Origin of the sequence: Ramlibacter pallidus (assembly GCF_015070875.1) — a bacterium.
GTDB lineage: Bacteria > Pseudomonadota > Gammaproteobacteria > Burkholderiales > Burkholderiaceae_C > Ramlibacter > Ramlibacter pallidus.
This window is the reverse complement of sequence record NZ_JADDIV010000001.1, coordinates 55,004-78,767: the sequence shown is the minus strand read 5'-3', so window position 1 is coordinate 78,767 and position 23,764 is coordinate 55,004. Positions and strand designations below refer to the sequence as shown.

Annotated in this window: 19 protein-coding genes and 1 tRNA gene; 8 read left to right on the top strand and 12 right to left on the bottom strand. The window is 70.5% G+C overall.

Annotated features, from left to right (window positions below; genetic code table 11):
* Position 1 precedes the first annotated feature (1 nt).
* The 3 genes from IM787_RS00410 to IM787_RS00400 are packed head-to-tail and all read left to right on the top strand — an operon-like array spanning position 2 to position 4,520.
* A complete protein-coding gene (locus IM787_RS00410) occupies positions 2-2,368 on the top strand; it encodes an ABC transporter permease (protein WP_193675474.1) in 2,367 nt (788 codons plus the stop codon).
* Positions 2,369-2,370: 2 nt separating this feature from the next.
* On the top strand, positions 2,371-3,561 hold the full coding sequence (locus IM787_RS00405) for an efflux RND transporter periplasmic adaptor subunit (RefSeq protein WP_227494024.1): 1,191 nt from the start codon (positions 2,371-2,373) through the stop codon (positions 3,559-3,561).
* Complete coding sequence (locus IM787_RS00400; protein ID WP_193674658.1) at positions 3,558-4,520, top strand: 1-phosphofructokinase family hexose kinase; 963 nt, start codon at positions 3,558-3,560, stop codon at positions 4,518-4,520. Before IM787_RS00405 ends, IM787_RS00400 begins: the two co-directional genes overlap by 4 nt.
* Before the next feature lie 16 nt (positions 4,521-4,536).
* On the opposite strand, the gene IM787_RS00395 is transcribed toward IM787_RS00400, so the two are convergent.
* Positions 4,537-4,842, bottom strand: coding sequence for a c-type cytochrome (locus IM787_RS00395; RefSeq protein WP_193674657.1), 306 nt, complete (start codon positions 4,840-4,842; stop codon positions 4,537-4,539).
* A 195-nt stretch (positions 4,843-5,037) separates the two neighbouring features.
* Here IM787_RS00395 and IM787_RS00390 point away from each other — a divergent pair, with 195 nt between their 5' ends.
* Both IM787_RS00390 and IM787_RS00385 read left to right on the top strand, forming a co-directional pair.
* Positions 5,038-5,328 (top strand): hypothetical protein, encoded by a 291-nt coding sequence (locus tag IM787_RS00390; RefSeq protein ID WP_193674656.1) that lies wholly within the window; start codon positions 5,038-5,040, stop codon positions 5,326-5,328.
* Between the two features lie 135 nt (positions 5,329-5,463).
* Positions 5,464-6,213, top strand: coding sequence for an SDR family NAD(P)-dependent oxidoreductase (locus tag IM787_RS00385; protein ID WP_193675473.1), 750 nt, complete (start codon positions 5,464-5,466; stop codon positions 6,211-6,213).
* Positions 6,214-6,316: 103 nt separating this feature from the next.
* On the opposite strand, the gene IM787_RS00380 is transcribed toward IM787_RS00385, so the two are convergent.
* Positions 6,317-6,392, bottom strand: a tRNA-Thr gene (locus tag IM787_RS00380).
* A 146-nt stretch (positions 6,393-6,538) separates the two neighbouring features.
* Here IM787_RS00380 and IM787_RS00375 point away from each other — a divergent pair.
* Positions 6,539-6,922 (top strand): hypothetical protein, encoded by a 384-nt coding sequence (locus tag IM787_RS00375; protein WP_193674655.1) that lies wholly within the window; start codon positions 6,539-6,541, stop codon positions 6,920-6,922.
* 7 nt (positions 6,923-6,929) lie between these two features.
* Here the strand turns inward: IM787_RS00375 and IM787_RS00370 are convergent, their stop codons facing one another.
* From IM787_RS00370 to IM787_RS00325, 10 genes are all read right to left on the bottom strand, one after another.
* The gene (locus tag IM787_RS00370) at positions 6,930-7,931 is read right to left on the bottom strand and encodes a class 1 fructose-bisphosphatase (RefSeq protein ID WP_193674654.1); all 1,002 of its coding nucleotides are present in this window, start codon (positions 7,929-7,931) and stop codon (positions 6,930-6,932) included.
* An 11-nt stretch (positions 7,932-7,942) separates the two neighbouring features.
* The gene (gene pepN / locus IM787_RS00365; protein WP_193674653.1) at positions 7,943-10,585 is read right to left on the bottom strand and encodes an aminopeptidase N; all 2,643 of its coding nucleotides are present in this window, start codon (positions 10,583-10,585) and stop codon (positions 7,943-7,945) included.
* Positions 10,578-11,249, bottom strand: a complete 672-nt coding sequence (locus tag IM787_RS00360) for an HAD family hydrolase (protein ID WP_193674652.1) — start codon at positions 11,247-11,249, stop codon at positions 10,578-10,580. Before IM787_RS00360 ends, pepN begins: the two co-directional genes overlap by 8 nt.
* A protein-coding gene (prfB, locus tag IM787_RS00355; protein ID WP_193674651.1) for a peptide chain release factor 2 occupies positions 11,249-12,353 on the bottom strand; the annotation gives its coding sequence in 2 pieces (ribosomal slippage) (positions 11,249-12,271 and positions 12,273-12,353; 1,104 coding nt in all). The genes IM787_RS00360 and prfB overlap by 1 nt, the downstream gene beginning before the upstream one ends.
* A gap of 68 nt (positions 12,354-12,421) precedes the next feature.
* On the bottom strand, positions 12,422-13,540 hold the full coding sequence (locus tag IM787_RS00350; RefSeq protein ID WP_193674650.1) for a hybrid sensor histidine kinase/response regulator: 1,119 nt from the start codon (positions 13,538-13,540) through the stop codon (positions 12,422-12,424).
* A complete protein-coding gene (locus IM787_RS00345; protein WP_193674649.1) occupies positions 13,537-14,130 on the bottom strand; it encodes a chemotaxis protein CheB in 594 nt (197 codons plus the stop codon). Before IM787_RS00345 ends, IM787_RS00350 begins: the two co-directional genes overlap by 4 nt.
* Positions 14,127-14,954, bottom strand: a complete 828-nt coding sequence (locus IM787_RS00340; protein ID WP_193674648.1) for a CheR family methyltransferase — start codon at positions 14,952-14,954, stop codon at positions 14,127-14,129. The genes IM787_RS00345 and IM787_RS00340 overlap by 4 nt, the downstream gene beginning before the upstream one ends.
* A complete protein-coding gene (locus IM787_RS00335) occupies positions 14,955-18,434 on the bottom strand; it encodes a response regulator (RefSeq protein ID WP_193674647.1) in 3,480 nt (1,159 codons plus the stop codon).
* Between the two features lie 120 nt (positions 18,435-18,554).
* Entirely contained in the window at positions 18,555-19,484 is a 930-nt protein-coding gene (locus IM787_RS00330; RefSeq protein ID WP_193674646.1) for an SEL1-like repeat protein, read from the bottom strand.
* 147 nt (positions 19,485-19,631) lie between these two features.
* The gene (locus IM787_RS00325; RefSeq protein WP_193674645.1) at positions 19,632-20,540 is read right to left on the bottom strand and encodes an alpha/beta fold hydrolase; all 909 of its coding nucleotides are present in this window, start codon (positions 20,538-20,540) and stop codon (positions 19,632-19,634) included.
* 25 nt (positions 20,541-20,565) lie between these two features.
* Between IM787_RS00325 and IM787_RS00320 the strand changes: the two genes are divergently transcribed.
* Positions 20,566-22,323, top strand: coding sequence for an acetate--CoA ligase (locus tag IM787_RS00320; RefSeq protein ID WP_193674644.1), 1,758 nt, complete (start codon positions 20,566-20,568; stop codon positions 22,321-22,323).
* A gap of 70 nt (positions 22,324-22,393) precedes the next feature.
* A complete protein-coding gene (locus tag IM787_RS00315; RefSeq protein WP_193674643.1) occupies positions 22,394-23,758 on the top strand; it encodes a lysozyme inhibitor LprI family protein in 1,365 nt (454 codons plus the stop codon).
* The last annotated feature ends 6 nt before the right edge of the window (positions 23,759-23,764 follow it).

Below are 23,764 nucleotides of genomic sequence, written 5' to 3'. Positions count from 1 at the left end.
GATGCGCGCGCTCGATCGCAAGGTGCTGCGCGACCTGCGCCTGCTCTGGAGCCAGGCGATCACGATCGCGCTGGTGGTCGCGAGCGGCATCGGCGGCTTCCTGGCGACGCTGTCCGCCGTGGACTCCCTCGCGCAGGCGCGCGACGACTTCTACGCCGGCGGGCGTTTTGCCGATGTCTTCGCGACGGTCAAGCGTGCGCCGGATGCCCTGGCCACCCGCCTGGCCGAAGTACCCGGCGTGCTGGACGTGCAGACGACGGTGGAGACCTTCGCGCGCGTCACCGTGCCCGGCAGCGTCGACCCCGTCATCGGGCAACTGATCGGGCGCGACGTGGACCGCCCGCAGCGCCTCAATCGCGTGCAGCTGCGTTCCGGCCGCTGGCCGGAGGGCGGCAGCCGGGCCGGCGGCGAGCTCGAAGCCGTGGTCACCGAGAGCTTCGCCGAGGCGCACCGGCTGCGCCCCGGAGCCGCCGTCTCCGCGCTGGTGAACGGCAAGCACCGGACGCTGCGCATCACCGGCACCGCGCTCTCGCCCGAGTACATCTTCGGCGGGTTGTACGGGATGCCCGACCTGCGCGCCTTCGGCGTCTTCTGGGTCGACCACGACGAACTGGCGGCCGCCCTGGACATGGCCGGCGCGTTCAACCACGTCGCGTTCAAGCTGGGCCCGGGCGCATCGGAGCCGGCGGTCGTGGACGAAGTCAGTCGCCGCCTCGCGGGGCTCGGCGGCGCGCCCGCGCACGGCCGAGACGAGCAGGGCTCGCACGCGATGCTGGACAACGAGATCCGCGAACAGCGGGTGCTCGGCACCGTCCTGCCCGCCATCTTCCTGGCGGTCGCCGGCTTCCTGCTGCACGTGGTGACGGCGAGGCTGGTCGCCACGCAGCGCGAACAGGTCGCGGCGCTGAAGGCGCTGGGCTATCCCAACCGCAGCATCGCCTGGCACTACCTGAAGCTGGTTGCGCCCATGGTGCTGGGCGGCTTCGCGCTCGGCCTGGTGCTGGGGCAGGGGATGGGCACGCTGCTCACCGGCCTCTATGCCGACTTCTTCCGCTTCCCGAGCTTCCGCTACCGCCTCGGGGCGGAACTCGCGGCCGTCGGGCTGCTGCTGGTGGTCGTCACGGCGGTGCTGGGCACGCTCACGGCCATCGGCGCCACCGTGCGCCTGTCCGCCGCCGAAGCGATGCGGCCGCCCGCGCCGGGGCGCTACCGCCGCGCGCTGCTGGAGCGCCTGCCGCGCCTGCGCCTCGGTCCCGCGGTGCGGATGATCATGCGCAACCTCGAGCGGCGCCCGCTGCGCGCGGCCGTCACCGTCGGCGGCATCGCGGCTTCGGTGGCGATCGTCATCCTGGGCAACTTCTTCCGCGACGCCATGGACACGATCGTCGACACGCAGTTCAACCTGGCCATGCGCGGCGACATCATCGTGTGGACCACCGATGCGGTGGACGCCGGCGCCGGGCGCGAACTGGCGCGGCTGCCGGGCGTGGTGCAGGTGGAGCCCGGGCGCCGCCTGCAGGTGCGCTACACGCATGGTTCCCTCAGCGAAAAAGGCCTGCTCGATGCGTATCCCGCCGTGCCGCAGCTGCAGCGCATCGTCGACGTGGCGCAGGCGACGCGGCCCCCGGGCACGCACGGGCTGGTGATGACCGACCGGTTGGCCGACAAGCTGGGCCTCCAGCCCGGCGACACCGTGCTGGTCGAGGTGCGCGAAGGCCGCCGCGAAGTGCTGCGGCTGGTGCTGGAGCGCACGGTCAGCGACATGATGGGGCTGAACGCCTTCATCCAGCGCGACACCCTCAACCGCGCGCTCGGCGATGCCGACCTGGCCAACTTCTTCAGCCTCCGCGTCGGCGCGGGCGCCGCGGAGCGCGTGCTCGAGGCCACGCAGGGCCTGCCGAAGGTGGCGGGCGCCTTCAGCAAGGCGACCATGCTGCGCAACATGCAGGACGTGAGCGCGCGCAACATCCTCATCATGAGCTCCATCCTCACCGCCTTCGCCGCGGTGATCGCGGTGGGCGTGGTCTACAACAACGCGCGCATCGCACTGGCGGAGCGCACCTGGGAGCTGGCGAGCCTGCGGGTGCTGGGCTTCACGCGGCGCGAGGTCTCCGTGCTGCTGCTCGGCGAACTGGCGCTGGGCATCGCCATCGCGCTGCCGCTGGGCATGCTCCTCGGCTGGTCCCTGACGCACGGCGTGGTCCAGCTGATGCGCTCGGACCAGTTCCTCTTCCCGGTGGCGATCCAGCCCCGGACGTACGCCTGGGCGGCGATCTGCGTGGTGACCGCGGGCGTGGCCAGCGCGATGGTCGTGCGCCGCCGCATCGACGCGCTCGACATGGTCGCGGCGCTCAAGACAAGGGAATGAACATGATGCATCGCAAGATCTGGGGCTGGGGCGCGGGCGCCGCGGCCATCGTCGCCTTGCTGGCCTGGGCCTTCGCGCCGCGGCCCGTGGCCGTCGAAGCCGGGGTGGTGCAGGCCGGGCGCTTCGAGCAGGGCATCGAGGAGGACGGCCGCACCCGCCTGCGCGACCGCTACACGGTGTCGGCGCCCGTCGCCGCGCGCCTCACCCGCATCGTGCTGCGCGAAGGCGACCGCGTGCGGGCCGGCGACACCGTGGCCGTGCTCCTGCCGGTGATGTCTTCCATGATCGACGACCGCACGGCGCGCGAGGCGGCCGCACGGCATGCCGCTGCCAGCGCGGGCGTGCAGCGCGCGGGCGCCCGGGTCGACCGCGCCCGCATCGCCGTCGAGGAAGCGCAGCTCGAGCTGCACCGCACGGAGAAGCTGGCGCGCGAGGGCTTCCTCTCGGCCTCCCGCCTCGACAGCGCGCGGCTTGCCCTGTCCGCGGTGCAGCGCGAGCAGGAAGCGGCGCGTGCCGAACGCGAGGTGGCGCTGCAGGAGCGCGCCCAGGCCGCGGCGGTGCTCCAGCCGCCCGGCCCGGTGCAGGCGGGGCAGCCGCTGGCCGTGCGCTCGCCGGTCGATGGCGTCGTGCTCAAGGTCGCGCAGCCGAGCGAAGCGACGCTGCCCGCCGGCGCGGCCTTGCTGGACATCGGCGATCCCGCGCGGATGGAGGTGGTCGCCGAGCTGCTGACGACCGACGCCGTGCAGGCCCAACCTGGACGCCGGGCCGTGATCGAGCGCTGGGGCGGACCGCCCGTGCAGGGCCGGGTCCGGCGCGTGGAGCCGGCGGCGTTCACCAAGGTGTCGGCACTCGGCATCGAGGAACAGCGCGTGAAGGTGCTGATCGACCTCGACAGCCCGCCCGCGGCCTGGCAGGTGGTCGGCGACGGCTTCCGCGTCACCGTGCGGATCATCACGCAGAGCGTGGACCAGGCCGTGCTGGCGCCGGTGGGGGCCTTGTTCCCCTTCGCCGACGGGGGCATGGCCGTGTACCGCATCGACGGCAAGCGCGCGCGCCTGCAGCCGGTGGAAGTGGCCGGCCGCAACGGCAGCGAGGCGTGGATCCAGTCGGGATTGCAGGCCGGCCAGAGCGTGGTCGTCTATCCGCCGCCGACGGTCAGCGAAGGCCGGCGCGTGCAGGTGCGCAAGCCATGAGCGCCAGCCCCCGCATCCTCACGCTGACCCTCAACCCCGCCGTCGATCTCTCGACGCGCACCGCGAAGGTGGAACCGGCCCACAAGATGCGCTGCGACGCGGCGCGTGTCCACCCCGGCGGCGGCGGCATCAACGTCGCGCGCGTGATCGCGCGGCTGGGCGGCAGCGTGAACGCCCTATACCCGGCCGGCGGTCCCACGGGCGAAAGGCTGCGCGCGTTGCTGCACGACGAGCATGTGCCCAATGAGGCGCTGACTATCGCGGGCGAGACCCGCGAGAGCTTCTCGGTGGTCGAGGAGGCGAGTGGCCGCGAGTACCGCTTCGTGCTGCCGGGGCCGGCCTTGTCGCCGGCCGAATGGCAGGACTGCCTGGACCGGACCGCCGCCGCCGCGCGCGGATGCGCCTTCGTCGTCGCCAGCGGCAGCCTGCCGCCCGGCGTGCCGCAGGATGCCTATGGGCAGCTGGCGCGCCGCCTCGCGCCGATGGACGTGCGCCTGGTGCTGGACACGTCGGGCGCGGCGCTCGCCGGCGGACTCGAAGCGCGTGTCCACCTCTTCAAGCCGAGCCTGCGCGAGTTGCAGGAGTTGACCGGCGCGGCGCTGGCCGGCACCCGCGAGCGCATTGCCGCATGCCGCGCGGTGATCGACCGGGGACAGGCGAAGGTGGTGGCGCTTTCGCTCGGTGCCGGGGGCGCGTTGCTGGTCGCGGCCGGCGAAGCCTGGCAGGCCCCGGCACTGCACGTCGCGGTGGCCAGCACGATCGGCGCCGGCGACAGCTTCCTCGGCGCGCTGGTGCTGGGGATGGCGCGCGGCGAACCGCTGGAGCGGGCTTTCCGCAGCGCGATGGCGGCGTCCGCGGCGGCCTTGCTCAACGCCGGCACGGCCTTGTGCAGCCCGGGCGACCTGGATCGCCTGTTGCCGCAGGTGCAGGTGGCGCGGGTGGACGCGACAGCGATCTGACGGATCGCCCGGTCCTTCAGCGCACGGGCGTGTGCAGCGCCTGCGAACGCGGGAAGCGATACACCGTGTCGTTCAGGTGGCGGGCCACCGCGTCGATGTCCGCTTCGCTCCACTGCAGCTGTGCCGTCGCCTGCCAGCGCACCACCTGCTCGCGCAGCGAATCCCAGTCGCGCGCCAGCCGCTGCGAACGCCAGTGCATCTGTGTCGTGTGGCATTCGATGCAGTGGTTGGAATAGAGCAACTGCCCGCGCGCCGGCGACTGCGCGTGCACCGCGCCTGCGGCTGCCGTGAGGAGGAGGAAGGCGACGATCGTGTGGCGCATGCGGGTCTCCGGTGATGGGTGATTCTGGCCATGGCGGCTGACGCCGGCTTGCGCAAGATCAAGCGCGCGAAAGCCGGCCGCCGGGCCGCTTCCATCCCGAGGCGCCGTTTGCGGTGGCGCAAATGCATGTCTGCCGGCGTCGCCGATCATGGGCTGCGGCTCGCCGGTCGGGCCGCTCCAGGAGAAGAGATGTTCATGACGAAGTGCACCCACGCCACCGCGCCGGCCGGCCTGCATCCCATGCTGTTCACGGGCGAGCAGCGTCGCGCGCTGGTGGAAGTCGAGGTGCTCCATGCCGAGTGGATGGCCGCCGAGCAAGCGGCGAACGCGGCCGAGGCAGGCGTGCGCCAAGCCGCCCAGGCGCATGCCGAAGGCGCGGGCCCCGGTGCCACGTGGGAGCACTTCGAGGCGGCTCTGCGCCTGCGCACCGCGGCCGACGCGGTGCGCGAGCGCGTGCTGGCGGTGGTGCGCCGCGAGCCGATCTAGCGCGGCTGCATCTCCTTCCCACGCATGGCGATACGCTTGCGACAGGTCAAGTGACACCCGATGGTGGGACCCTACATTGGCTGCAAGTGACGGGGCCACCGTGGCCCGTCCCAGTCGAAGGAGTTCCAGATGAGCATGCTCGAAGGCAAGGTGGCGCTGGTGACCGGCGCCGGTTCAGGCATCGGCCGCGCGATCGCGTTGGCGTATGCGCGTGAGGGTGCGCGCGTCGTCGTCTCCGATACGAATGCGGCAGGCGGGGAGGAGACGGTCGGCCTGGTGCGGCAGGCCGGCGGGAAGGCGGTGTTCGTCGCGTGCGATGTCTCGCAACCCGACCAGTGCGGCGCGCTCGTGGACCGCACGGTCGCCGCGTACGGTCGCCTGGACATCGCCTGCAACAACGCGGGCATCGGCGGTGATGCCGCCCTCACGGCCGACTATCCGGTCGAAGCGTGGCAGCGGGTCATCGACATCAACCTTTCGGGCGTGTTCTACGGGATGCGCCACCAGATCGCGCAGATGCTGAAGGACGGCGGAGGCGCGATCGTCAACGTCGCCTCCATCCTGGGCCAGGTGGCGTTCGCGACCGCGCCGGCGTACACCGCCGCCAAGCACGGCGTGGTCGGCCTGACGAAAGTGGCCGCCGTGGAATACGGCGCTCAGGGCGTGCGGGTGAACTCGGTCGGTCCGGCCTTCATCCACACCCCGATGATCTCCGGGCTGGAGGCCGACGCGGCCATCAACGCGGCATTGGTCTCAGCCCACCCGATCGGCAGGCTGGGCCGGCCGGAGGAGGTGGCGGAACTGGTGCTCTGGCTCAGCTCTCCGGCGGCCTCGTTCGTGACCGGGAGCTATTACCCGGTGGACGGTGGCTACCTGGCGCGCTGAAGCGCCCGCCGCGCTCGGGCCAGCTCCCGGCTCCGGGGAAGGGGCCCCGAAATAGAAATGGCCACCGCGAGGTGGCCCCGTCCTGGAGTCGATCAGGATTCCATGGTGCCGGAGAGAGGAATCGAACCCCCGACCTTCTCATTACGAATGAGCTGCTCTACCGACTGAGCTACTCCGGCGAAGCCCGCGATTATAGGGCAACTCTGGCGTGCCCCACGGCCGGGGCCGGCTTCCGGCCGGCAGCGCGAGCCGCGGCAGAGCTGCTCTCCCAAGCGGAGGATCCACTCTCCCTCATGGCCGGCGGGAAAGCGCCTATCCTTGCCGCATGCGCCTCTGGAAAACCTCCGACGAAGCCGGTTCCCCGCCGCGGGTGGAACTGCCCGACTTCGACCCGGGCCGGACGCATTCCTACCAGGTCAAGATGAAGCGCGCGCCCGCCTGGTTCTGCTCCATGCTCGCCGGCAACCACCGCGAGCAGCGGCGCTTCCGCGACGAACTCGCCACCATGCGCGGCGCCTGGCCGCTGCTCATGAAGCAGCGATGGGGCCGCGGCAAGTGGACGCCCGAGGAGAAGGAGCGCCTGAAGGCCATGGTGCGTTCGGCGTCGTCCGTCAGCCCCTACCTGTTCGTGTGGGCGATCCCCGGGTCGATGCTGCTGCTGCCTTTCCTGGCCTGGTACCTGGACCGGCGGCGCGGCAACCGCGACTAGGCCCGGCTCACTCCGTGTGGTAGCGGGTCACCCGCTCCACCTCGTTCTTCGACCCCAGGATCACCGACACCCGTTCGTGCAGCTTCTTCGGCTGGAGGTCGAGGATGCGTTCCCTGCCGTTGGTGGCCGCGCCGCCCGCCTGTTCGATGAGCCAGCTCATGGGGTTGGCTTCGTACATCAGGCGCAGCTTGCCCGGCTTGTCCGGCTCGCGCTTGTCCCACGGGTACATGAAGATGCCGCCGCGCGTGAGGATGCGGTGCACGTCGGCCACCATCGAGGCGACCCAGCGCATGTTGAAGTCCTTGCCGCGCGGGCCTTCCTTGCCGGCCAGGCACTCGTCGATGTAGCGCTTCACCGGGGCGTCCCAGTGGCGCATGTTCGACATGTTGATGGCGAACTCCTTCGTGTCCTCGGGGATCCGCACGTCTTCCTGCGTCAGCACGAAGGAGCCCTGTTCGCGGTCCAGCGTGAACATCGCCACGCCGTCGCCCACCGTCAGCACCAGCGTGGTCTGCGGGCCGTAGATGCAGTAGCCCGCGGCCACCTGTTTCGTGCCCGCCTGCAGGAAGTCGCCTTCGTCGACGCCGCGGTCGTCTTCCGGCATGCGCAGCACGCTGAAGATGGTGCCGATGCTCACGTTGACGTCGATGTTCGACGAGCCGTCCAGCGGGTCGAACAGCAGCAGGTATTCGCCGCGCGGGTAGCGGTTGGGCACCACGTGGATGCCTTCCATCTCCTCGCTGGCCATGCCGGCGAGGTGGCCGCCCCATTCATTGGCTTCGATCAGCACTTCGTTGGCGATGATGTCCAGCTTCTTCTGGATCTCGCCCTGCACGTTGCCCGTGCCGGCGGAGCCGAGGACGTCGCCGAGCGCGCCCTTGTTCACCGCATGGCTGATGCGCTTGCAGGCGCGCGCCACCACCTCGATCAGCAGGCGCAGCTGGCCGGGGATGTGGCCGTGCGTGCGCTGCTGCTCGACGAGGTAGCGGGTGAGGGAGGTGTTGCTCATGTCGGCTCCGGTCAGTCGGCCAGCGCGCGGGTGACCACCTCGCGCACGTCGTTGCTCAGGTCGGGCTTGCCCGCCACGCGGGCGATCGCTTCCCGCGCCGCGCTGCGCTGCGGCTCCGCCAGCTTCTTCCAGCGGTCCAGTGCACGCGCCAGGCGGGCCGCCACCTGCGGGTTGATCGCGTCCAGCTCGATGACGCGGTCGCTCCAGAAGACGTAGCCGGCGGCGTCGGGCCGGTGGAAGCCGCCCGGGTTGCCGCTGCAGTAGCTGAAGATCACGCTGCGGGCGCGGTTCGGGTTGCGGATGTTGAAGTCCGGGTGCGCCATCAGCTGCCGGACTACCGGCAGCACGTTGCCGCCGCGGTCGGGGGCGCCGGCCTGCAGCGCGAACCACTTGTCCAGCACCAGCGCCTCGTTCCTGAACATCGCATGGAAACGCTGCAGCGCCGGCGCCGCCAGCTCGTGGCCGGTGGTGACCAGCGCGGCCAGCGCGTTGAAGCGGTCGGTCATGTTGCCGGCGTCCTTGAAGCGCTGGTAGGCCTTGCCGGGCCACACCGTGTCGCCGGACGCGCGCGCCGCCAGGCACAGCTGCGTGAGCGCCAGGCCGGCCAGCGCCCGGCGGCCGCTGGACACCGGGTCGGGGTTGTAGGCGCCGCTCTCGCGGTGCGCCTCGTAGGCCCATTCCCAGTCGGCCAGCAGCGTCGTGGCGAGCTGGGCGCGCATGGCCTCGCGCACCGCGTGCACGCGCTGCGGGTCCACCACGTCCAGCTGCTCGGAGATGAAGGTCTCGGAAGGCAGCGTCAGCACCAGTTCCTTGAACGCGGCATCCAGCTGCGGATTGCGCAGCACGGTGCGCATCGCTTCCACGTACGGCGCATCCAGCTGCACCTCGCCTTCGGTGCGGATGAAGGTCAGCGCGCGGCCGGTGGCGAGGCGTTGCGCCGCTTCCCAGCGGTTGAAAGGATCGGTGTCGTGCGCCAGCAGGGCCAGCAGTTGCTGGTCGCTGTAGTCGTAGTCCAGCACCACCGGGGCGCTGAAGCCGCGCAGCAGCGAGGGCACGGGTTCCGCGGAATAGCCGGGAAAGGTCAGCGTCTCGCTGGCCTGCGTCAGCACGTGCATGCCGCTGGTGAGCTCGCGGCCTTCCGCGTCCAGCAGTCCCAGCGCCACCGGGATCACGAAGGGCTGCTTCTCGGGCTGGCCGGGCGTCGGCGCGCAGGACTGCGACAGCGTCAGGCTGTAGATGCCCGACACCGCATCGAAATGCGTGGTGGCGCGCACGCGCGGCGTGCCGGCCTGGCTGTACCAGCGCTTGAACTGGTCCAGGCGCAGCGCCAGCTGCGACCCGGGGTTCGCGTCGGCGATGGCCTGGGCGAAGTCGTCGCAGGTCACGGCCTGGCCGTCATGGCGCTGGAAGTACAGCGACAGTCCCTTGGCGAAACCCTCGCGGCCCACCAGGGTCTGCATCATGCGCACGACTTCGGCGCCCTTCTCGTACACCGTGACGGTGTAGAAGTTGTTGATCTCCAGGTACTGGTCGGGCCGCACCGGATGCGCCATCGGGCCGGCGTCCTCGGGGAACTGCGCGGTGCGCAGCACCCGCACGTCCTCGATGCGCTTGACGGCGCGCGCCGAGGCCTGGCCGGCGAGGTCCTGGCTGAATTCCTGGTCGCGGAAGACGGTCAGGCCTTCCTTGAGCGACAGCTGGAACCAGTCGCGGCAGGTCACGCGGTTGCCGGTCCAGTTGTGGAAGTACTCGTGGCCGACCACCGACTCGATGTTGGCGTAGTCGGTGTCCGTGGCCGTGGCCTGGTTGGCGAGAACGTACTTCGTGTTGAAGATGTTCAGGCCCTTGTTCTCCATCGCGCCCATGTTGAAGTCGCTGGTGGCGACGATCATGAAGCGCTCCAGGTCCAGCGGCAGGCCGAAGCGCGCCTCGTCCCAGGCGACCGACGCCATCAGCGAGTTCATGGCGTGCTCGGTCTTGTCGAGGTCGCCGGCGCGCACGTACACCTGCAGCAGGTGTTCCTTGCCGCTGCGCGAGGCGATGCGCTGCTCGCGGCAGACCAGCTCGCCCGCGACCAGCGCGAACAGGTAGCTGGGCTTGCGGAACGGGTCCACCCATTTGGCGAAGTGGCGGCCGTCGTCCAGTTCGCCCTGTTCCACCAGGTTGCCGTTGGACAGCAGCACGGGGTACCTGCGCTTGTCCGCGCGCAGCGTCACCGTGTAGCTGGCCATCACGTCGGGCCGGTCGAGGAAATAGGTGATGCGGCGGAAGCCCTCGGCCTCGCACTGCGTGAAGAACGAGTCGTTGCTGACGTACAGGCCCATCAGCTTGGTGTTCTTCGCCGGCGAGCAGGTGGTGAAGATCTCCAGGTCGAAGGGCTCGTTGCCCTGCGGCAGGTTCTCCAGCACCAGCTGGCCTTCCTCCATCTTGAAGGAGGTGCCCTGGCCGCCGACCAGCACGCGGGCGAGGTTCAGTTCCTCGCCGTCCAGGCGCAGCGGCTGCGGGATGACGTCCGGGTTGCGGCGCACGCGCATGCGGTTGAGCACGCGGGTCTTGGCGGGGTCGAGGTCGAACACCAGTTCGACGGTGTCGATCCAGAAGGCCGGCGGCTGGTAGTCCGCGCGGTGGATCACCTTGGATTGTCCTTCACGCATGGAGGCTCTCCAGAAAGTTCGAGTTCATGAGTTCTTCGTAGTCGCGCACCTGGGCGATCACGTGCGGGCCCGCCAGTTCGTCGGGGTCGTGGGTGGTGCAGATCGCCACCGCGCGCATGCCGGCGCGGCGCGCCGCTTCGATGCCGAAGGGTGCGTCCTCGAAGACGATGCATTCGGCCGGGATGGAGGTGACGCGGCGCGCCGCCTCCAGGAACAGGTCGGGAGCGGGCTTGCCGGCGATGCCCTCGTCGCCGCCGACGATCGCGTCGGGCGGCGTGGCGAGCATCAGGCGCCGCAGGACGAAGCCGATGTTGTTGCGGTCGCCGGCGGTGGCGACGGCGAGCCGCAGGCGGCGCTGCGCCGCGCGTCGCGCGAACTCCGTGAAGCCCGGCACCTCGCGGAAGTCCTCGCCGAAGAAGTCGCGGTACAGCGCCTCCTTCTCGTTGATCAGCGCGACCGCTTCGTCGTCGGGCACGTCGTCGCCCATCAGGACACGGATGCACTCCACGCCGGTGCGGCCGGTCGTCTTGCGCAACACCTCCTCGATCGGCATCGCGATGTTGTGGCGGCGGGTGAAGACCTCCCAGCTGCGCGCGTGCGCGGGCATCGAGTCCACCATGGTGCCGTCCATGTCGAAGAGGAGGGCGCGGGTGGCCTGCGCCATCACACGCCCTGCTTCAGCGACGCTTCGATGAAGGGGTCGAGGTCGCCGTCCAGCACCTTCTGCGTGTTGGAGATCTCCACGTTGGTGCGCAGGTCCTTGATGCGGCTCTGGTCCAGCACGTAGCTGCGGATCTGGTGGCCCCAGCCCACGTCGGTCTTGCTGTCTTCCAGCTTCTGCTGCGCTTCCATGCGCTTGCGCATCTCGAAGTCGTACAGGCGCGAACGCAGGCGCCGCCAGGCGACGTCGCGGTTGCTGTGCTGGCTGCGGCTGTCCTGGCACTGAACCACGATGCCGGTCGGGATGTGCGTCAGGCGCACCGCCGAATCGGTCTTGTTGATGTGCTGGCCGCCGGCGCCCGAGGCCCGGTACGTGTCGGTGCGCACGTCCGCCGGGTTGATGTCGATCTCGATCGAGTCGTCGATCTCCGGGTAGACGAAGACGCTGGCGAAGCTGGTGTGCCGGCCGCCCGAGGAGTCGAACGGCGACTTGCGCACCAGGCGGTGCACGCCGGTTTCGGTGCGCAGCAGGCCGAAGGCATAGTCGCCCTCGATCTTGATCGTGGCGCCCTTGATGCCGGCGGTGTCCCCCGGGGTTTCGTCCTCGACCGTCGCCTTGAAGCCCTTGCGTTCCGCGTACTTGAGGTACTGCCGCATGAGCATGCTGGCCCAGTCGCAGGCTTCCGTGCCGCCGGCACCGGCCTGCAGGTCGAGGAAGCAGTTGCTCGGGTCGGCCGGCTGGTTGAACATGCGGCGGAACTCGAGGTCCTTGACCAGCGCTTCCAGCTTGGCGGCCTCGGCCTCGATGGTGGCCAGGCCGGCCTCGTCGCCTTCCTCCTTGCTCATCTCGAAGAGCTCGAGGTTGTCGGAGAGCTCGCTCTCCAGCGACTGGATGGTCAGGACCACGCCATCGAGCTGCTTCTTCTCGCGCCCGAGTTCCTGGGCCTTCTTGGGCTCGTTCCAGACCTGCGGGTCTTCCAGCGCGGCGGTGACGGTCCTCAGGCGCTCCGACTTGGCATCGAAGTCAAAGATACCTCCGGAGGTCCGCCGTGCGCACCTGGAGGTCAGAGAGGTTCGTGCCGATCAGGTTGATGCGTTCTGCGTCCATTTGTCATGTTCCTTCAATGCGATGGGATCTTGCGGCCGTGCGGCCGCGGCATCCGACATCGCATTTTCTCATGGCAGCGGAAGCGACAGGATGAACTCCGAGCCTTCGCCCGGCGCGCTGCGCACCGCCAGCCGCCCGTTGTGGGCCTCGGCGATCTGGCGCGCGATGTACAGGCCCAGGCCCAGCCCGGCGATCTGCGAGGCGTCCTCGGTCCGTTCGAACTGCTGGAAGATGCGCTCCTGGTCGGCGGGCGCGATGCCCATGCCCTGGTCGCGCACCGAGACGAGGGCTTCGGTGCCGCTGGTGCCCACCGTGACCGCCACCGGCTTGCCCTGGCCGTAGCGCAGCGCGTTGGTCAGCAGGTTCGTGATCACCTGCTCCACCCGGAATTCGTCGCCTTCGATCGGCAGGGTGTCGGGGGCGGCCAGCGTGAGCGTGACGCCGGAGTTGCTGGCCTGCTCCTCGATCGCTTCCACCACCGCGCGCGCCGAGGCGGCCAGGTCGAAGGGCCCGGGCACGATGGCCAGCTTGCCCGTGCGCGCGCGCGAGACGTCCAGCATGTCGTCGAGCAGGCGGACCATGCTGCGGATCTGGCGCTCGTCGCGCTCCACCATGTGCAGCATCGCCTGCGGGTCGGGGCTGCGGCCACCGGAGAGCATCTTGCGGCGCAGCTGCGCCTGCAGGTACACCGAGTTCAGCGGATTGCGCAGCTCGTGCGCGATCATGGACATGAAGTCGTCGCGCATGCTCACGGCGCGCTGCAGCTGCGCCTTGGCTTCCTGCAGCTCCTGGCGCTGCCGGTACAGGTCGACGAACACGCTCACCTTGCTGCGCACCGCGTGCGGGTCCAGCGGCTTGTAGAGGAAGTCCACCGCGCCGGACTCGTAGCCGCGGAAGGCGTAGTTCAGCTCGCGGCCCGCCGCGCTCACGAACACGATCGGGATGCCGCGCGTGCGCTCGGTGCCGCGCATCAGCTCGGCCAGCTCGAAGCCGTTCATCGAAGGCATCTGCACGTCGAGAATCGCCAGCGCGAAGGCGTGCTCCAGCATCAGCGAGAGGGCCTGCTCGCCGGAACGGGCCGTGAAGATGCGGCGGCCCGGCTGCCGGATCAGCGCCTCGAGCGCGACCAGGTTCTCCTGCAGGTCGTCGACCAGCAGGACGTTGACGTCGGGGGTTTCAGCGGTCATCGGTGGGCCACAGTGTGCAGCAGGGAACGCAGGCCCGCCAGCGGCAGGACGAACCGCGGGTCGGCTTCCCGGATCGCCGCCAGCGGCATGGTGGTGTGTAAAGCTTCGGCCGGGTCCTGCACGGCGGTGAGCCCGCCCCGCGCCTTGACGGCGGCCAGGCCCCGCGCGCCGTCCTCGTTGGCGCCGGTGAGCACGATGCCGGCGAGCGTCGGGCCGTAGGCCTCGGCGGCGGATTCGAACAGGACGTCGATGGACGGCCGCGAGAACAGCACCGGCTCGTCGCAGCTGAGGGAGAAGCTGCGCTCCGCCTCGACCAGCAGGTGGTAGCCGGGCGGCGCGAAGTAGACGGCGCCCGGTTCCACCGGCGCGTGCGGCCTGGCCTCGCGCACCGGCACCGCCAGCCGGTGGGCGAACAGGGGCACCAGGCGGCTCTCGTGCTGTTCCGGCAGGTGCAGCACCACGACCACGGCCGCGGCCAGGGGCGCCTGCAGCCCGCCCAGGATGATGCTCAGCGCGTCGATGCCGCCGGCTGAAGCGCCGATGGCCACCGCGTCGGCGGCGAAAGCGAAGTCCGCGGGCAGGCTCCTCATGCGGCACCCAGCTTGCGGTAGATGCGTTCGCGCCGGGCCACGGGCTCGAAGCGGCCGCCGTAGGCGGAGAACTCCAGCGTCTCCTTGGTGCCCAGCCCGAGGAATCCGCGGTGCGCCAGCGAATCGTGGAACAGGCCCAGCGCGCGGTCCTGCAGCGCCCGGTTGAAGTAGATCAGCACGTTGCGGCAGGACACGAAATGCGTCTCCGAGAACACGGCATCCGTCGCCAGGCTGTGGTCGGCGAAGGTGATGTTCTCCCGCAGCGACTTGTCGAACAGCGCGCCGCCGTACGCCGCGGTGTAGTAGTCGCTGAAGCTGCGGGTGCCGCCGGCCCGCTGGTAGTTCTGCGTGAACGCCTGCATGGAGTCCAGCGGGAAGATGCCCTGCCGCGCCTTGTCCAGCGACTCGTGGTTGATGTCCGTGGCGTACAGGATGGTGCGGTCCAGCAAGCCTTCCTCGCGCAGCAGGATCGCCACCGAGTACGGTTCCTCGCCCGTGCTGCAGCCCGCGATCCAGATCTTCAGCGAAGGGTAGGTGCGCAGCACCGGCACCACGTGCTTGCGCAGCGCGAGGAAGTACGGCGGGTCGCGGAACATCTCGCTGACCGGGACGGTCAGGTACTGCAGCAGCCGCGCGAACGCCTTGGCGTCGTGCAGCACCAGTTCCTGCAGGGCCGAGATGGAGCCGGCGCCCATGCGCTGCTGCGCCTGCAGCACCCGCCGCTTGAGCGAGGCCTGCGCATAGTCGCGGAAGTCGTGGCCGTAGCGCAGGAAGATGGCCTCGACCAGCAGCCGCACTTCGATGTCGGCGAGACTGCGCTGCACTCAGATCCGCTCCAGCTTCGGCATCCACACGCGCATCAGCGAGAACAGCCGTTCCAGCTCGATGGGCTTGGCCAGGTAGTCGTTCGCGCCGGCGGCGAGGCACTTCTCCTGGTCCTCCTTCATGGCCTTGGCGGTGACGGCGATCACCGGCAGCTTCTGGAAGCGCGGGTCCTTGCGGATCTCGCGCGTGGCGGTGAAGCCGTCCATCTCCGGCATCATGATGTCCATCAGCACCATGTCGACGTCGCCGGCGCCGTCCTGCAGCTTCTGCAGGGCCTCGATGCCGTTGCGCGCCACTTCCACCTCCGCGCCCTTCTGCTCCAGCGCGCTGGTCAGGGCGAAGATGTTGCGCATGTCGTCGTCCACCACCAGGATGCGCCGGCCCTCGAAGGCCTTGTCGCGGCTGCGCGCGGTGCGCAGCATCTTCTGGCGCTCGCTGGACAGCTGCGTCTCCACCTTGTGCAGGAACAGCGTCACCTCGTCGAGCAGCCGCTCGGGCGAGCGGGCGCCCTTGATGATGATGGAGCGGGAGTAGCGCATCAGCTCGGCTTCCTCGTCGCGCGTGAGGTTGCGGCCGGTGTACACAATGACCGGCGGGAAGGAGCGGCTCTCGCCGGCCGCCATGCGCCGCAGCAGTTCCTGGCCGGACATGTCCGGCAGCTTCAGGTCGATCACCATGCAGTCGAAGACCGAGTGCGACAACGCGTCGAGCGCGGCCTGGCCTTCGGCCACGGCGACGATCTCGACGTCGCCGTCGCCGATCAGCGCCTTCACGCTCTCCTGCTGGCGCGGGTCGTCCTCCACCAGCAGCACCCGCTTGACCTTCTGGCTGAGCTTTTCCTCCAGCCGCGAGAACACTTCCTGCAGCTGCTCGCGCGTGGCCGGCTTGCGCGCGTAGCCGATCGCCCCGAGGCTGAGCGCCGGCTCCGCGCGGTCCTCGGCCGACAGCACGTGCACCGGCACGTGCCGCGTGCGAGGGTCTTCCTTCAGCCGCTGCAGCACGGACAGGCCGGAGTCGCCGGGCAGCAGGATGTCCAGCAGCACGGCATCCGGGATGTGCTCCATCGCCAGCTGGCAACCCTCTTGGGCCTCGTGCGCGACCAGGCAGCGGTAGCCGAGCTCGTGCGCCAGGTCGAACAGGATGGCGGCGAAGCGCACGTCGTCCTCCACCACCAGGACGGTGCGGCGCCCGTTGGCCGGCTGCTCGCGGTCGTCGGGGAAGGCGGGGGCGGGCGGCCGGGGCGCGCCGGTCGGCGCCGGGGTGGGGGCGGGTTGCGCAGCGGCGGGCGCCTCGCTGGCCACGGGCGGCGCCATCGCCAGCGGCTGCTGCGCGAGTCCTTCCTTGTACTCGAGCGGCAGGACCACCGTGAAGGTGCTGCCCTGGCCCGGCGCGCTGGTGACGGAGATGTCGCCCCCGAGCAGGCGCGCGAGGTCGCGCGAGATCGACAGGCCGAGGCCGGTGCCGCCGTAGCGGCGGCTGCTGGTGCCGTCGGCCTGGCGGAAGGCTTCGAAGATCACCTCCTGCTGCGAAGCCGGGATGCCGATGCCGCTGTCGCGCACCTCGAAGGCGATGCGGTCTCCGGGCTGCCGCGCGACGTGCACGGCGACGCTGCCGTTCTCGGTGAACTTCAGCGCGTTGGCCATCAGGTTGCGCAGGATCTGTTCCAGCCGCTGGCGGTCGGTGAACAGCGAAGCCGGCGCGTCCTCGGCGACGCTCACCTCCAGCTGCAGGCCCTTGCGGGCCGCCAGGGGCTCGAACATGCCGCGCAGGCCCGAGGTGACGGAGGCGACCGGCGTGGCCTCGGCCCGCACTTCCAGCTTGCCCGCCTCGACCTTGGCGATGTCGAGGATGTCGTTGATCAGGTTCAGCAGATCGTTGCCGGCGTTGTAGATCGAGTCCGCGAACTTCACCTGCTCCTCGGTGAGGTTGCCGCCGGTGTTGTCGGCCAGCAGCTTGGCCAGGATCAGCGAGCTGTTCAGCGGGGTGCGCAGTTCGTGCGACATGTTCGCCAGGAACTCGGACTTGTAGCGGCTCGCGCGCTGCAGTTCGGCGGCGCGCTCCTCCAGCGCCACCTGCGCCTCGCGCAGCTGGTCGCGCTGGTTCTCCAGCTTGTCCGCCTGCTCGGAAAGCTGCACGTTGGTCTGTTCCAGTTCGGCCTGCTGGCTTTCCAGGTGGGCCTGCGATTCCTTCAGGGCCTTGGACTGTTCCTCGAGTTCCTCGTTCGCGGTGCGCAGTTCCTCCTGCTGCACCTGCAGCTCCTCGTTCAGCTGCTGCGTGCGGTCCAGCGCTTCCTGCAGCCGCTCGCGGTAGCGCGCGGATTCGATGGCGGAGCCCAGCACGTTGCCGGCCGCCACCAGCAGCTCCTCGTCGCGCGGCTCCAGCGGCCGCATCCAGCCGACCTCGAGCACGCCGGAGAGGCGGCCCTCGTGCAGCACGGGGGAGAGCAGGACGGAGCCGGGCAGCGCTTCGCCCAGGGCGGACGCCACCTTCAGGTAGCCGGGCGGCACGGTGTCCAGCTTGATCGGCCGCCGCTGTGCCGCGCACTCGGCCACCAGCGTGCGGCCGGCGGGCAGGCGTTCGTGGCCGGCCTGCGCGTCGGCCGACCAGCCCCAGGTGGCCGCGCGGCGGAAGCCGCCGTCGGGCTCGGGCGTGTAGAGCGCGCCGACGGCGATGCCCGCGTACTGCGACAGGGCCTCCAGCGCGCCGTGGCCCACGCCCTGCAGCTGCTGTTCGCCCGCCAGGCGCTCGGACAGCCGCGACTGCCCTTCGCGCAGCCACGCATGGGCCTGCAGCGTGGCGGCCTGGCGCTCCTGTTCCGCGAAGGCCTGCTCGTAGGTGGCCGACAGGCCCATCAGGTCGCGGCGGCCGCGCCAGGCGATCAGGCCGCCCACGCCGAGCATGAAGATCACGAAGGCGACGGCGCCGGTCAGCGTGTTCTGGTTCGCCGATTGCGTGCGTTCGGCGCGCAGCCGCCTTTCGATGGTGAAGAACTGGTCGAACTCCTCGCGGATCGCGTCCTTCAGTTCGCGCCCGAGCGGGGAGCGGGAAACGTAGCCGGGATCCTGCCGCTTGTTGCGCACCTGCTCCTGCGCGAACTCCTTGTTCCAGCGCTCCTGCATGGCCTGGATGCGCTCGATGCGCTCGACCTGCGGCGGGTTGTCGCGGACGTCGGCCTTGAGCCGCTCCATTTCCGTCGTGAGGCCGGCGAGCGCGCGGTCGTACGGCTGGAGGAAGCGTTCGTCGCCGGCCACCAGGAAGCCACGCACGCCGGACTCCATGTCCAGGTCGAGCTTCTGCGCGGCCGAGGCGCGCTGCAGGATGCGGTCGGTGCGTTCCACCTCGCCGAGGGCGGACACCAGGTAGGCGAGCAGGCCCAGGAACACCAGGGCACTGGCGACGCCGAGCACCAGCGGCAGGACGAGGTTGCGGTTGAGGATGCGGCGAAACGCGAGCGGCGCGTTCGGGCTGGAGAAGGGCATGGGGCCGGCAGGAAGAAGGCAGCCGTCCAGTTTGCCCCAATTCCTTGCTCGGCGGTGGTGATGCCGACCCCCAAAGGCAAACGGGGCCCGCAGGCCCCGTCGCTGGCGTTTCGGCGCTTCCTAGCGCGCGGTGGCGGCGCCGAGGCGGGCCTGGGCCGTGCGGCTGCCCAGGTTGGCGGCGCGCTGCAGCCAGCGCACGGCCTGGGTCGAATCCTGCGGCACGGTGGTGCCTTCCAGGTAGGCGATGCCGAGGAAGTAGCTCATTTCCATGCGGCCGAAGCGGATGCCTTCGTCGGTGGACTTGCCCGAGCGCTTGACGATCATGGGCACGTCGCCGCGGCCGTCGGCGAAGGCCTGCATCTGCTCGATGGTGCGGGAGAAGAAGCGGTCGCGCGACAGGGCGGCGCGGGCCGGATCGGGCATGGAGGCGACCAGTTCGTCGGCCAGCACCGGCAGCACTTCGAAGGGGGTCATGCCGCCGCGCATCTTGGGCGAGTACCAGGCGCGCAGCATCACGCGGTCGAGCGGCAGCAGGCCGTCGACCTTGGACGGGAAATAGCTCAGCACGGTCTTGCCGGCCGGGTGACCGCGCACGCCCATGACGTGCATGGCCTCGTGGTAGGCGCAGCGCCAGGCGTCGCGGCTGCGCATCTGCACGGCGGCCGAGTCGATGCGCGTTTCGGTCTGGAAGTTCAGGAAGGTCACGCAGGGCTGGTTCTCTTCCAGCATGTGGTCGGGCGTGATCTCGACGCTGACGTTGGCGACGGTGGCGGCATCGGCGCGGTCGCTGACGTCGACCAGCTTCACGCCCGCCTCGGCGGCGACGTCGGCCAGCGCCTTGAGGGTGTGCGCCTTGTGGGTGGAGAGGTTCACGCCATGGATGCGGACCTTCATCTCCTGTTCCCAGCGGACCAGCCGGGTCGGGGTGCCGCTCTGGTGCCAGAGCACTTCCCACATGGTCCCCACGCCCTGCTCGAACTCATCCGCCTGCGCAAAGACCGGCCCCATCACTGCAGCGGCCAGGAGGGCCGTCACACCCGACTTCCACATGAGTCACCCCTTATCGAAGATGGCTGACTATGGGGTAGGACGACTCCTACGGCAAGCGCTGTTACGAACAAGTGGTTGCACGCTGTGCCGCAGCCACAAAATTTCACGAAATCCGGTCGCACTGCGGCTTTGCAGCCGCAGGGGTTTTCACGGAGAAGGCAGGAATCCCTCGATCAGTTCGGCGAGTGCCCCGGGCTGGTCGTGGTGCAGCATGTGCCCGGCATCGTGGATGTGGCCCAGCCGCAGGTCGGACACCGCCTTCAAACGTTCGTGGTACTCGTCCAGGGTGAACCGGCCCTGCCACCACTGCCCGAGGCTGTCGTCGCTGGCCTCGACCGCCAGCACGGGTGCGCGGATGGCCTTGTAGATCTCGAGCACCTCGTCCACGCGGAACAGGTTGGCGTTGACGATCTTGTGGGCCGAGTGGCCCAGGATGCGCCACTGGCCGCCGGCGTCCTCCTGCGCCCAGTGCTGGGCCAGCCATTGCGCCTTGTCCGCGGTGAGCCGCTTGTTGGTCTTCATGAGGCGCTGCGCGACGCCTTCGAGGCTGGCGTAGGCCTTGAGCTCCAGCTCGCCGCGATGGAAGGCCTTCAGCTCGCCGATCCACTTGGCGTAGCGGCCCGGCGCCTGCGACGGCCGCGTCGCCGGCATGCCGAAGCCTTCCAGGTTCACCAGCGAGCGGATGCGCTCCGGCCGCACGCCCGAATACAGCATGGCGATGTTGCCGCCCATGCTGTGGCCCACGAGGTCGACCGGGGCCCCGGCGGCGTAGTGATCGAGCAGGAAATCGAGGTCCGCCAGGTAGTCGGGGAACCAGTAGTTGTCCTGCTGCGGCAGCTCGGTCAGGCCGTAGCCGCGCCAGTCCGGGGCGATCACGTAGTGGTCGCGCGCGAACGCGTCCACCACGAACTGGTACGACGCGGCGACGTCCATCCAGCCGTGCACCATCACCAGCGGCACCTTGCCCGGCCCCGGCTCGCCCCACAGCCGTACGTGGTAGCGCAGGTTCCGGATCGGGACAAACTCGCTGCGGGACGCGCGCTTCGGTTGGTACATTCGCTCGATCATAGGAGAGCGGACGATGGCGGTCAGTCAGGGCAGTGACAACTGGGCGGCGCTGCACGCCGGCTTCGGCTGGCAGGTGCCGGAGCGGTTCAACATCGCGCAGGCCTGCTGCACGCGCTGGGCGCAGGCAGCGGACGCCGGGCGGCGGGTCGCCATCCGCGCACACGGGGACCCCCAGCGTCCCACCCTCACGTTCGCCGAACTGCAGCGCGAGGCGAACGCGATGAGCAACCTGCTCGTGGGGCTCGGCGTGCACCGCGGCGACCGCGTGGCCATCGTGATGCCGCAGCGCTTCGAGACCGCGATCGCCTACATGGCGGTGTTCCAGCTCGGGGCGGTCGCCATGCCGCTGTCCATGCTGTTCGGCCCGGAGGCGCTGGAGTACCGGCTGCAGGACAGCGAGGCGGTGGTCGCGATCTGCGACGAGAGCTCGATCGCCCATGTCGCCCAGGTCCGCGCGCAATGCCCCACGCTGCGCACGGTGGTCGGCGTCGGTGGCGCGGCCGCGCAGGCCGACCTGGGATGGGAAGCGCAGCGCGGGACGCTGGCCGCAGGCTTCACCGCCGCGAGCACGCATGCCGACGACGGCGCGGTGCTGATCTACACCAGCGGCACCACGGGCCCGCCGAAGGGCGCGCTGATCCCGCACCGCGCCCTGGTCGGCAACCTGCCGGGTTTCGTCTGCAGCCAGAACTGGTTCGGCTTCGACCCGCGGCGTGCCGGCAGCGACAGCGGGGCGGTCTTCTGGTCGCCCGCCGACTGGGCCTGGACCGGCGGCCTGATGGATGCCCTGCTGCCCAGCCTCTACTTCGGCCGGCCGATCGTGGCCTACAACGGCCGCTTCAGCCCGGAGACCGCGTTCACGCTGATGCAGGAGCACGGCGTGACGCACACCTTCCTCTTCCCGACCGCGCTGAAGGCGATGATGAAGGCCTATCCGCGCCCGCGCGGGCCATTCACCCTGCACCTGCAGGCGATCATGAGCGCGGGCGAAGCCGTCGGGGACGCGGTGTTCGCGTACTGCCGCGACCAGCTGGGCGTCGTCGTCAACGAGATGTTCGGCCAGACCGAGATCAACTACGTCGTCGGCAACTGCGCGATGAACGGGGACACGGCGAACGGCGCCGGCTGGCCGGCGCGTGCGGGCAGCATGGGACGGCCCTATCCGGGCCACCGGGTGGCGGTGATCGACGACGAGGGCAACGAGTGCCCGCCCGGCGTCCCGGGCGACGTCGCCGTGCACCGCTTCGACGTGCACGGCGAGCCGGACCCGATCTTCTTCCTCGGCTACTGGAAGAACCCCGATGCGACGCGCCGCAAGTTCACCGGGGACTGGTGCCGCACGGGCGACCTGGCGACGCGCGACGCCGACGGCTACCTCTGGTACCAGGGCCGCGCGGACGACGTGTTCAAGGCGGCGGGCTACCGCATCGGCCCGAGCGAGATCGAGAACTGCCTGGTGAAGCACCCGGCCGTGGTCAACGCGGCCGTCGTGCCCAAGCCCGACGCCGAGCGCGGCGCGCTGGTGAAGGCCTACGTGGTGCTGGCGCCGCATGTTGCGGAAGCGCGGGCGATCAGCACGCGCGGCCCCGAGCGCTTCGACGCGGAACTGGTGTCGGAGCTGCAACTGCACGTGAAAGGCAAGCTCGCACCTTACGAATACCCGAAGGAAATCGAATTCATCGAGGCGCTGCCCATGACCACCACGGGCAAGGTGCAGCGCCGCGTGCTGCGCCTGCAGGAGGAAGAGCGGGCGCGCCTGCGGGCCGCGTAGGAGCGGTCTGTCGCCAGCCGCCAGCGGCGTCCCGCCGGGCCGCGCCTGCCGGGCCGATAGTCTCGCGGCCATGGCGATCAACTGGCGGCGTGGGGGTGTTTTCGCGGCGGGCCTCGGGGCCGGCCTCATTGCGGCACTGGCGATCGTCGGCGCCACGCGCGACCGCGTCGGTGCGGACGACGTGGCGGCGGCGAACACCAGCCGTGGCCCTTCGGCCACCGCCACCCCGGTCGCGGTGGCGGCGCCGCGCGTGGACTGCGGCTTCGTTCCCATCGTTGCGGCGGCCAACCGCGAGGACGGCCTGCTGCCGCTCGACAAGGACCTGCAGGGCCGCACGGCCAGCGCCGTCAACACGCTGATCCTCTCCGGCAAGGAAGCCGCCGCCGCCGGCAAGCCGCGCGACGCGGAAACGGCGTTCCTGATGGCGTGCCGCTCCGCCCAGAACGTCCAGGGCGATCCTCTGCCATTGGCGGACGCGCACTACCAGCTGGGCCGGCACTACGCGCAGGTCGCCGCGTCGCCGGAAGTGCCCAAGCGCGACGCCATGCTCCAGCGCGCCCAGCAGCTGTATGCCAGCAGCCTGGCGCTGTACCGCACGCACAAGGGGCCGGAGCACGAGCGCACGCGCTTCGCCCAGCAGGGACTGGACCAGCTGCAGCAGCTGGCGGGCGGGAGCCTGCCGGCACTGCCCGCCGCGCCTGCGGCGGAGGCGAGCAAGGCCGCCGAGGACACCAGGGTGGCCGGAAACGCGGCCCGGCCCGCGGCGCCCGCACCCGCGACCGCCGTCGCGCCTCCGGCCGCGGCCGTGACGCCGCCTGCCGCGGCGCCGGCTCCCGCGGCGCAGGTCGCTGCCGCGCCGGTGGCCAAGCTTGAACCCCGGCCCGCGCCGGGGCCTCAGCCCGGGCCGGCCGCGGCTGCCCCGGAGCGCGTCGCCGCCGTGCCGCCCGCGCGCAGCGAACCCGAGCCGCAGCCCCGCCGCGAAGAGCGGCGCACCTCGCCCTCGTTCGACTGCAGCAAGGCGCGCTCCACCACCGAGAAGCTGATCTGCGCCGACGAGGACCTCGCACGGCAGGACCGCGAACTGGGCCGCATCCATGAACGGGCCAAGCGGGCGGCGCCGGATGCGCGCGCCTTCCAGAGGGACAGCGACGCGGAATGGCAGCGCCGCGAGGAAGCGTGCCAGGACCGCGAGTGCCTGCAGCGCTGGTATGCGCAGCGCCGTGCGCAGCTGAGCGCGCAGGCCGAGGAAGACCGGCCGGTGGTGCGGCGCGCTCCCGCCACGCCGCGCGCCGCCGAGGCCGCGCCCGAGCGCGAGAGGGAACGGGAACGTCCCGCGGCGCGCGAGGTCGCGCCGCCGGCCCCGGTCGCGCCGGCCGCGCCCGCCGCCGAGATCGTCATCGACGGTCCCGCCACCGCTTCCGGCGACATCCAGTAGCCACGC

Bases quoted from the DNA above. Each gene is read 5' to 3' on its own strand.
- IM787_RS00410 (WP_193675474.1), top strand. From the start codon at position 2: ATGCGCGCGCTCGATCGCAAGGTGCTGCGCGACCTGCGCCTGCTCTGG.
- IM787_RS00405 (WP_227494024.1), top strand. From the start codon at position 2,371: ATGATGCATCGCAAGATCTGGGGCTGGGGCGCGGGCGCCGCGGCCATC.
- IM787_RS00400 (WP_193674658.1), top strand. From the start codon at position 3,558: ATGAGCGCCAGCCCCCGCATCCTCACGCTGACCCTCAACCCCGCCGTC.
- IM787_RS00395 (WP_193674657.1), bottom strand. From the start codon at position 4,842: ATGCGCCACACGATCGTCGCCTTCCTCCTCCTCACGGCAGCCGCAGGC.
- IM787_RS00390 (WP_193674656.1), top strand. From the start codon at position 5,038: ATGACGAAGTGCACCCACGCCACCGCGCCGGCCGGCCTGCATCCCATG.
- IM787_RS00385 (WP_193675473.1), top strand. From the start codon at position 5,464: ATGCTCGAAGGCAAGGTGGCGCTGGTGACCGGCGCCGGTTCAGGCATC.
- IM787_RS00375 (WP_193674655.1), top strand. From the start codon at position 6,539: ATGCGCCTCTGGAAAACCTCCGACGAAGCCGGTTCCCCGCCGCGGGTG.
- IM787_RS00370 (WP_193674654.1), bottom strand. From the start codon at position 7,931: ATGAGCAACACCTCCCTCACCCGCTACCTCGTCGAGCAGCAGCGCACG.
- pepN (WP_193674653.1), bottom strand. From the start codon at position 10,585: ATGCGTGAAGGACAATCCAAGGTGATCCACCGCGCGGACTACCAGCCG.
- IM787_RS00360 (WP_193674652.1), bottom strand. From the start codon at position 11,249: ATGGCGCAGGCCACCCGCGCCCTCCTCTTCGACATGGACGGCACCATG.
- IM787_RS00350 (WP_193674650.1), bottom strand. From the start codon at position 13,540: ATGACCGCTGAAACCCCCGACGTCAACGTCCTGCTGGTCGACGACCTG.
- IM787_RS00345 (WP_193674649.1), bottom strand. From the start codon at position 14,130: ATGAGGAGCCTGCCCGCGGACTTCGCTTTCGCCGCCGACGCGGTGGCC.
- IM787_RS00335 (WP_193674647.1), bottom strand. From the start codon at position 18,434: ATGCCCTTCTCCAGCCCGAACGCGCCGCTCGCGTTTCGCCGCATCCTC.
- IM787_RS00330 (WP_193674646.1), bottom strand. From the start codon at position 19,484: ATGTGGAAGTCGGGTGTGACGGCCCTCCTGGCCGCTGCAGTGATGGGG.
- IM787_RS00325 (WP_193674645.1), bottom strand. From the start codon at position 20,540: ATGTACCAACCGAAGCGCGCGTCCCGCAGCGAGTTTGTCCCGATCCGG.
- IM787_RS00320 (WP_193674644.1), top strand. From the start codon at position 20,566: ATGGCGGTCAGTCAGGGCAGTGACAACTGGGCGGCGCTGCACGCCGGC.
- IM787_RS00315 (WP_193674643.1), top strand. From the start codon at position 22,394: ATGGCGATCAACTGGCGGCGTGGGGGTGTTTTCGCGGCGGGCCTCGGG.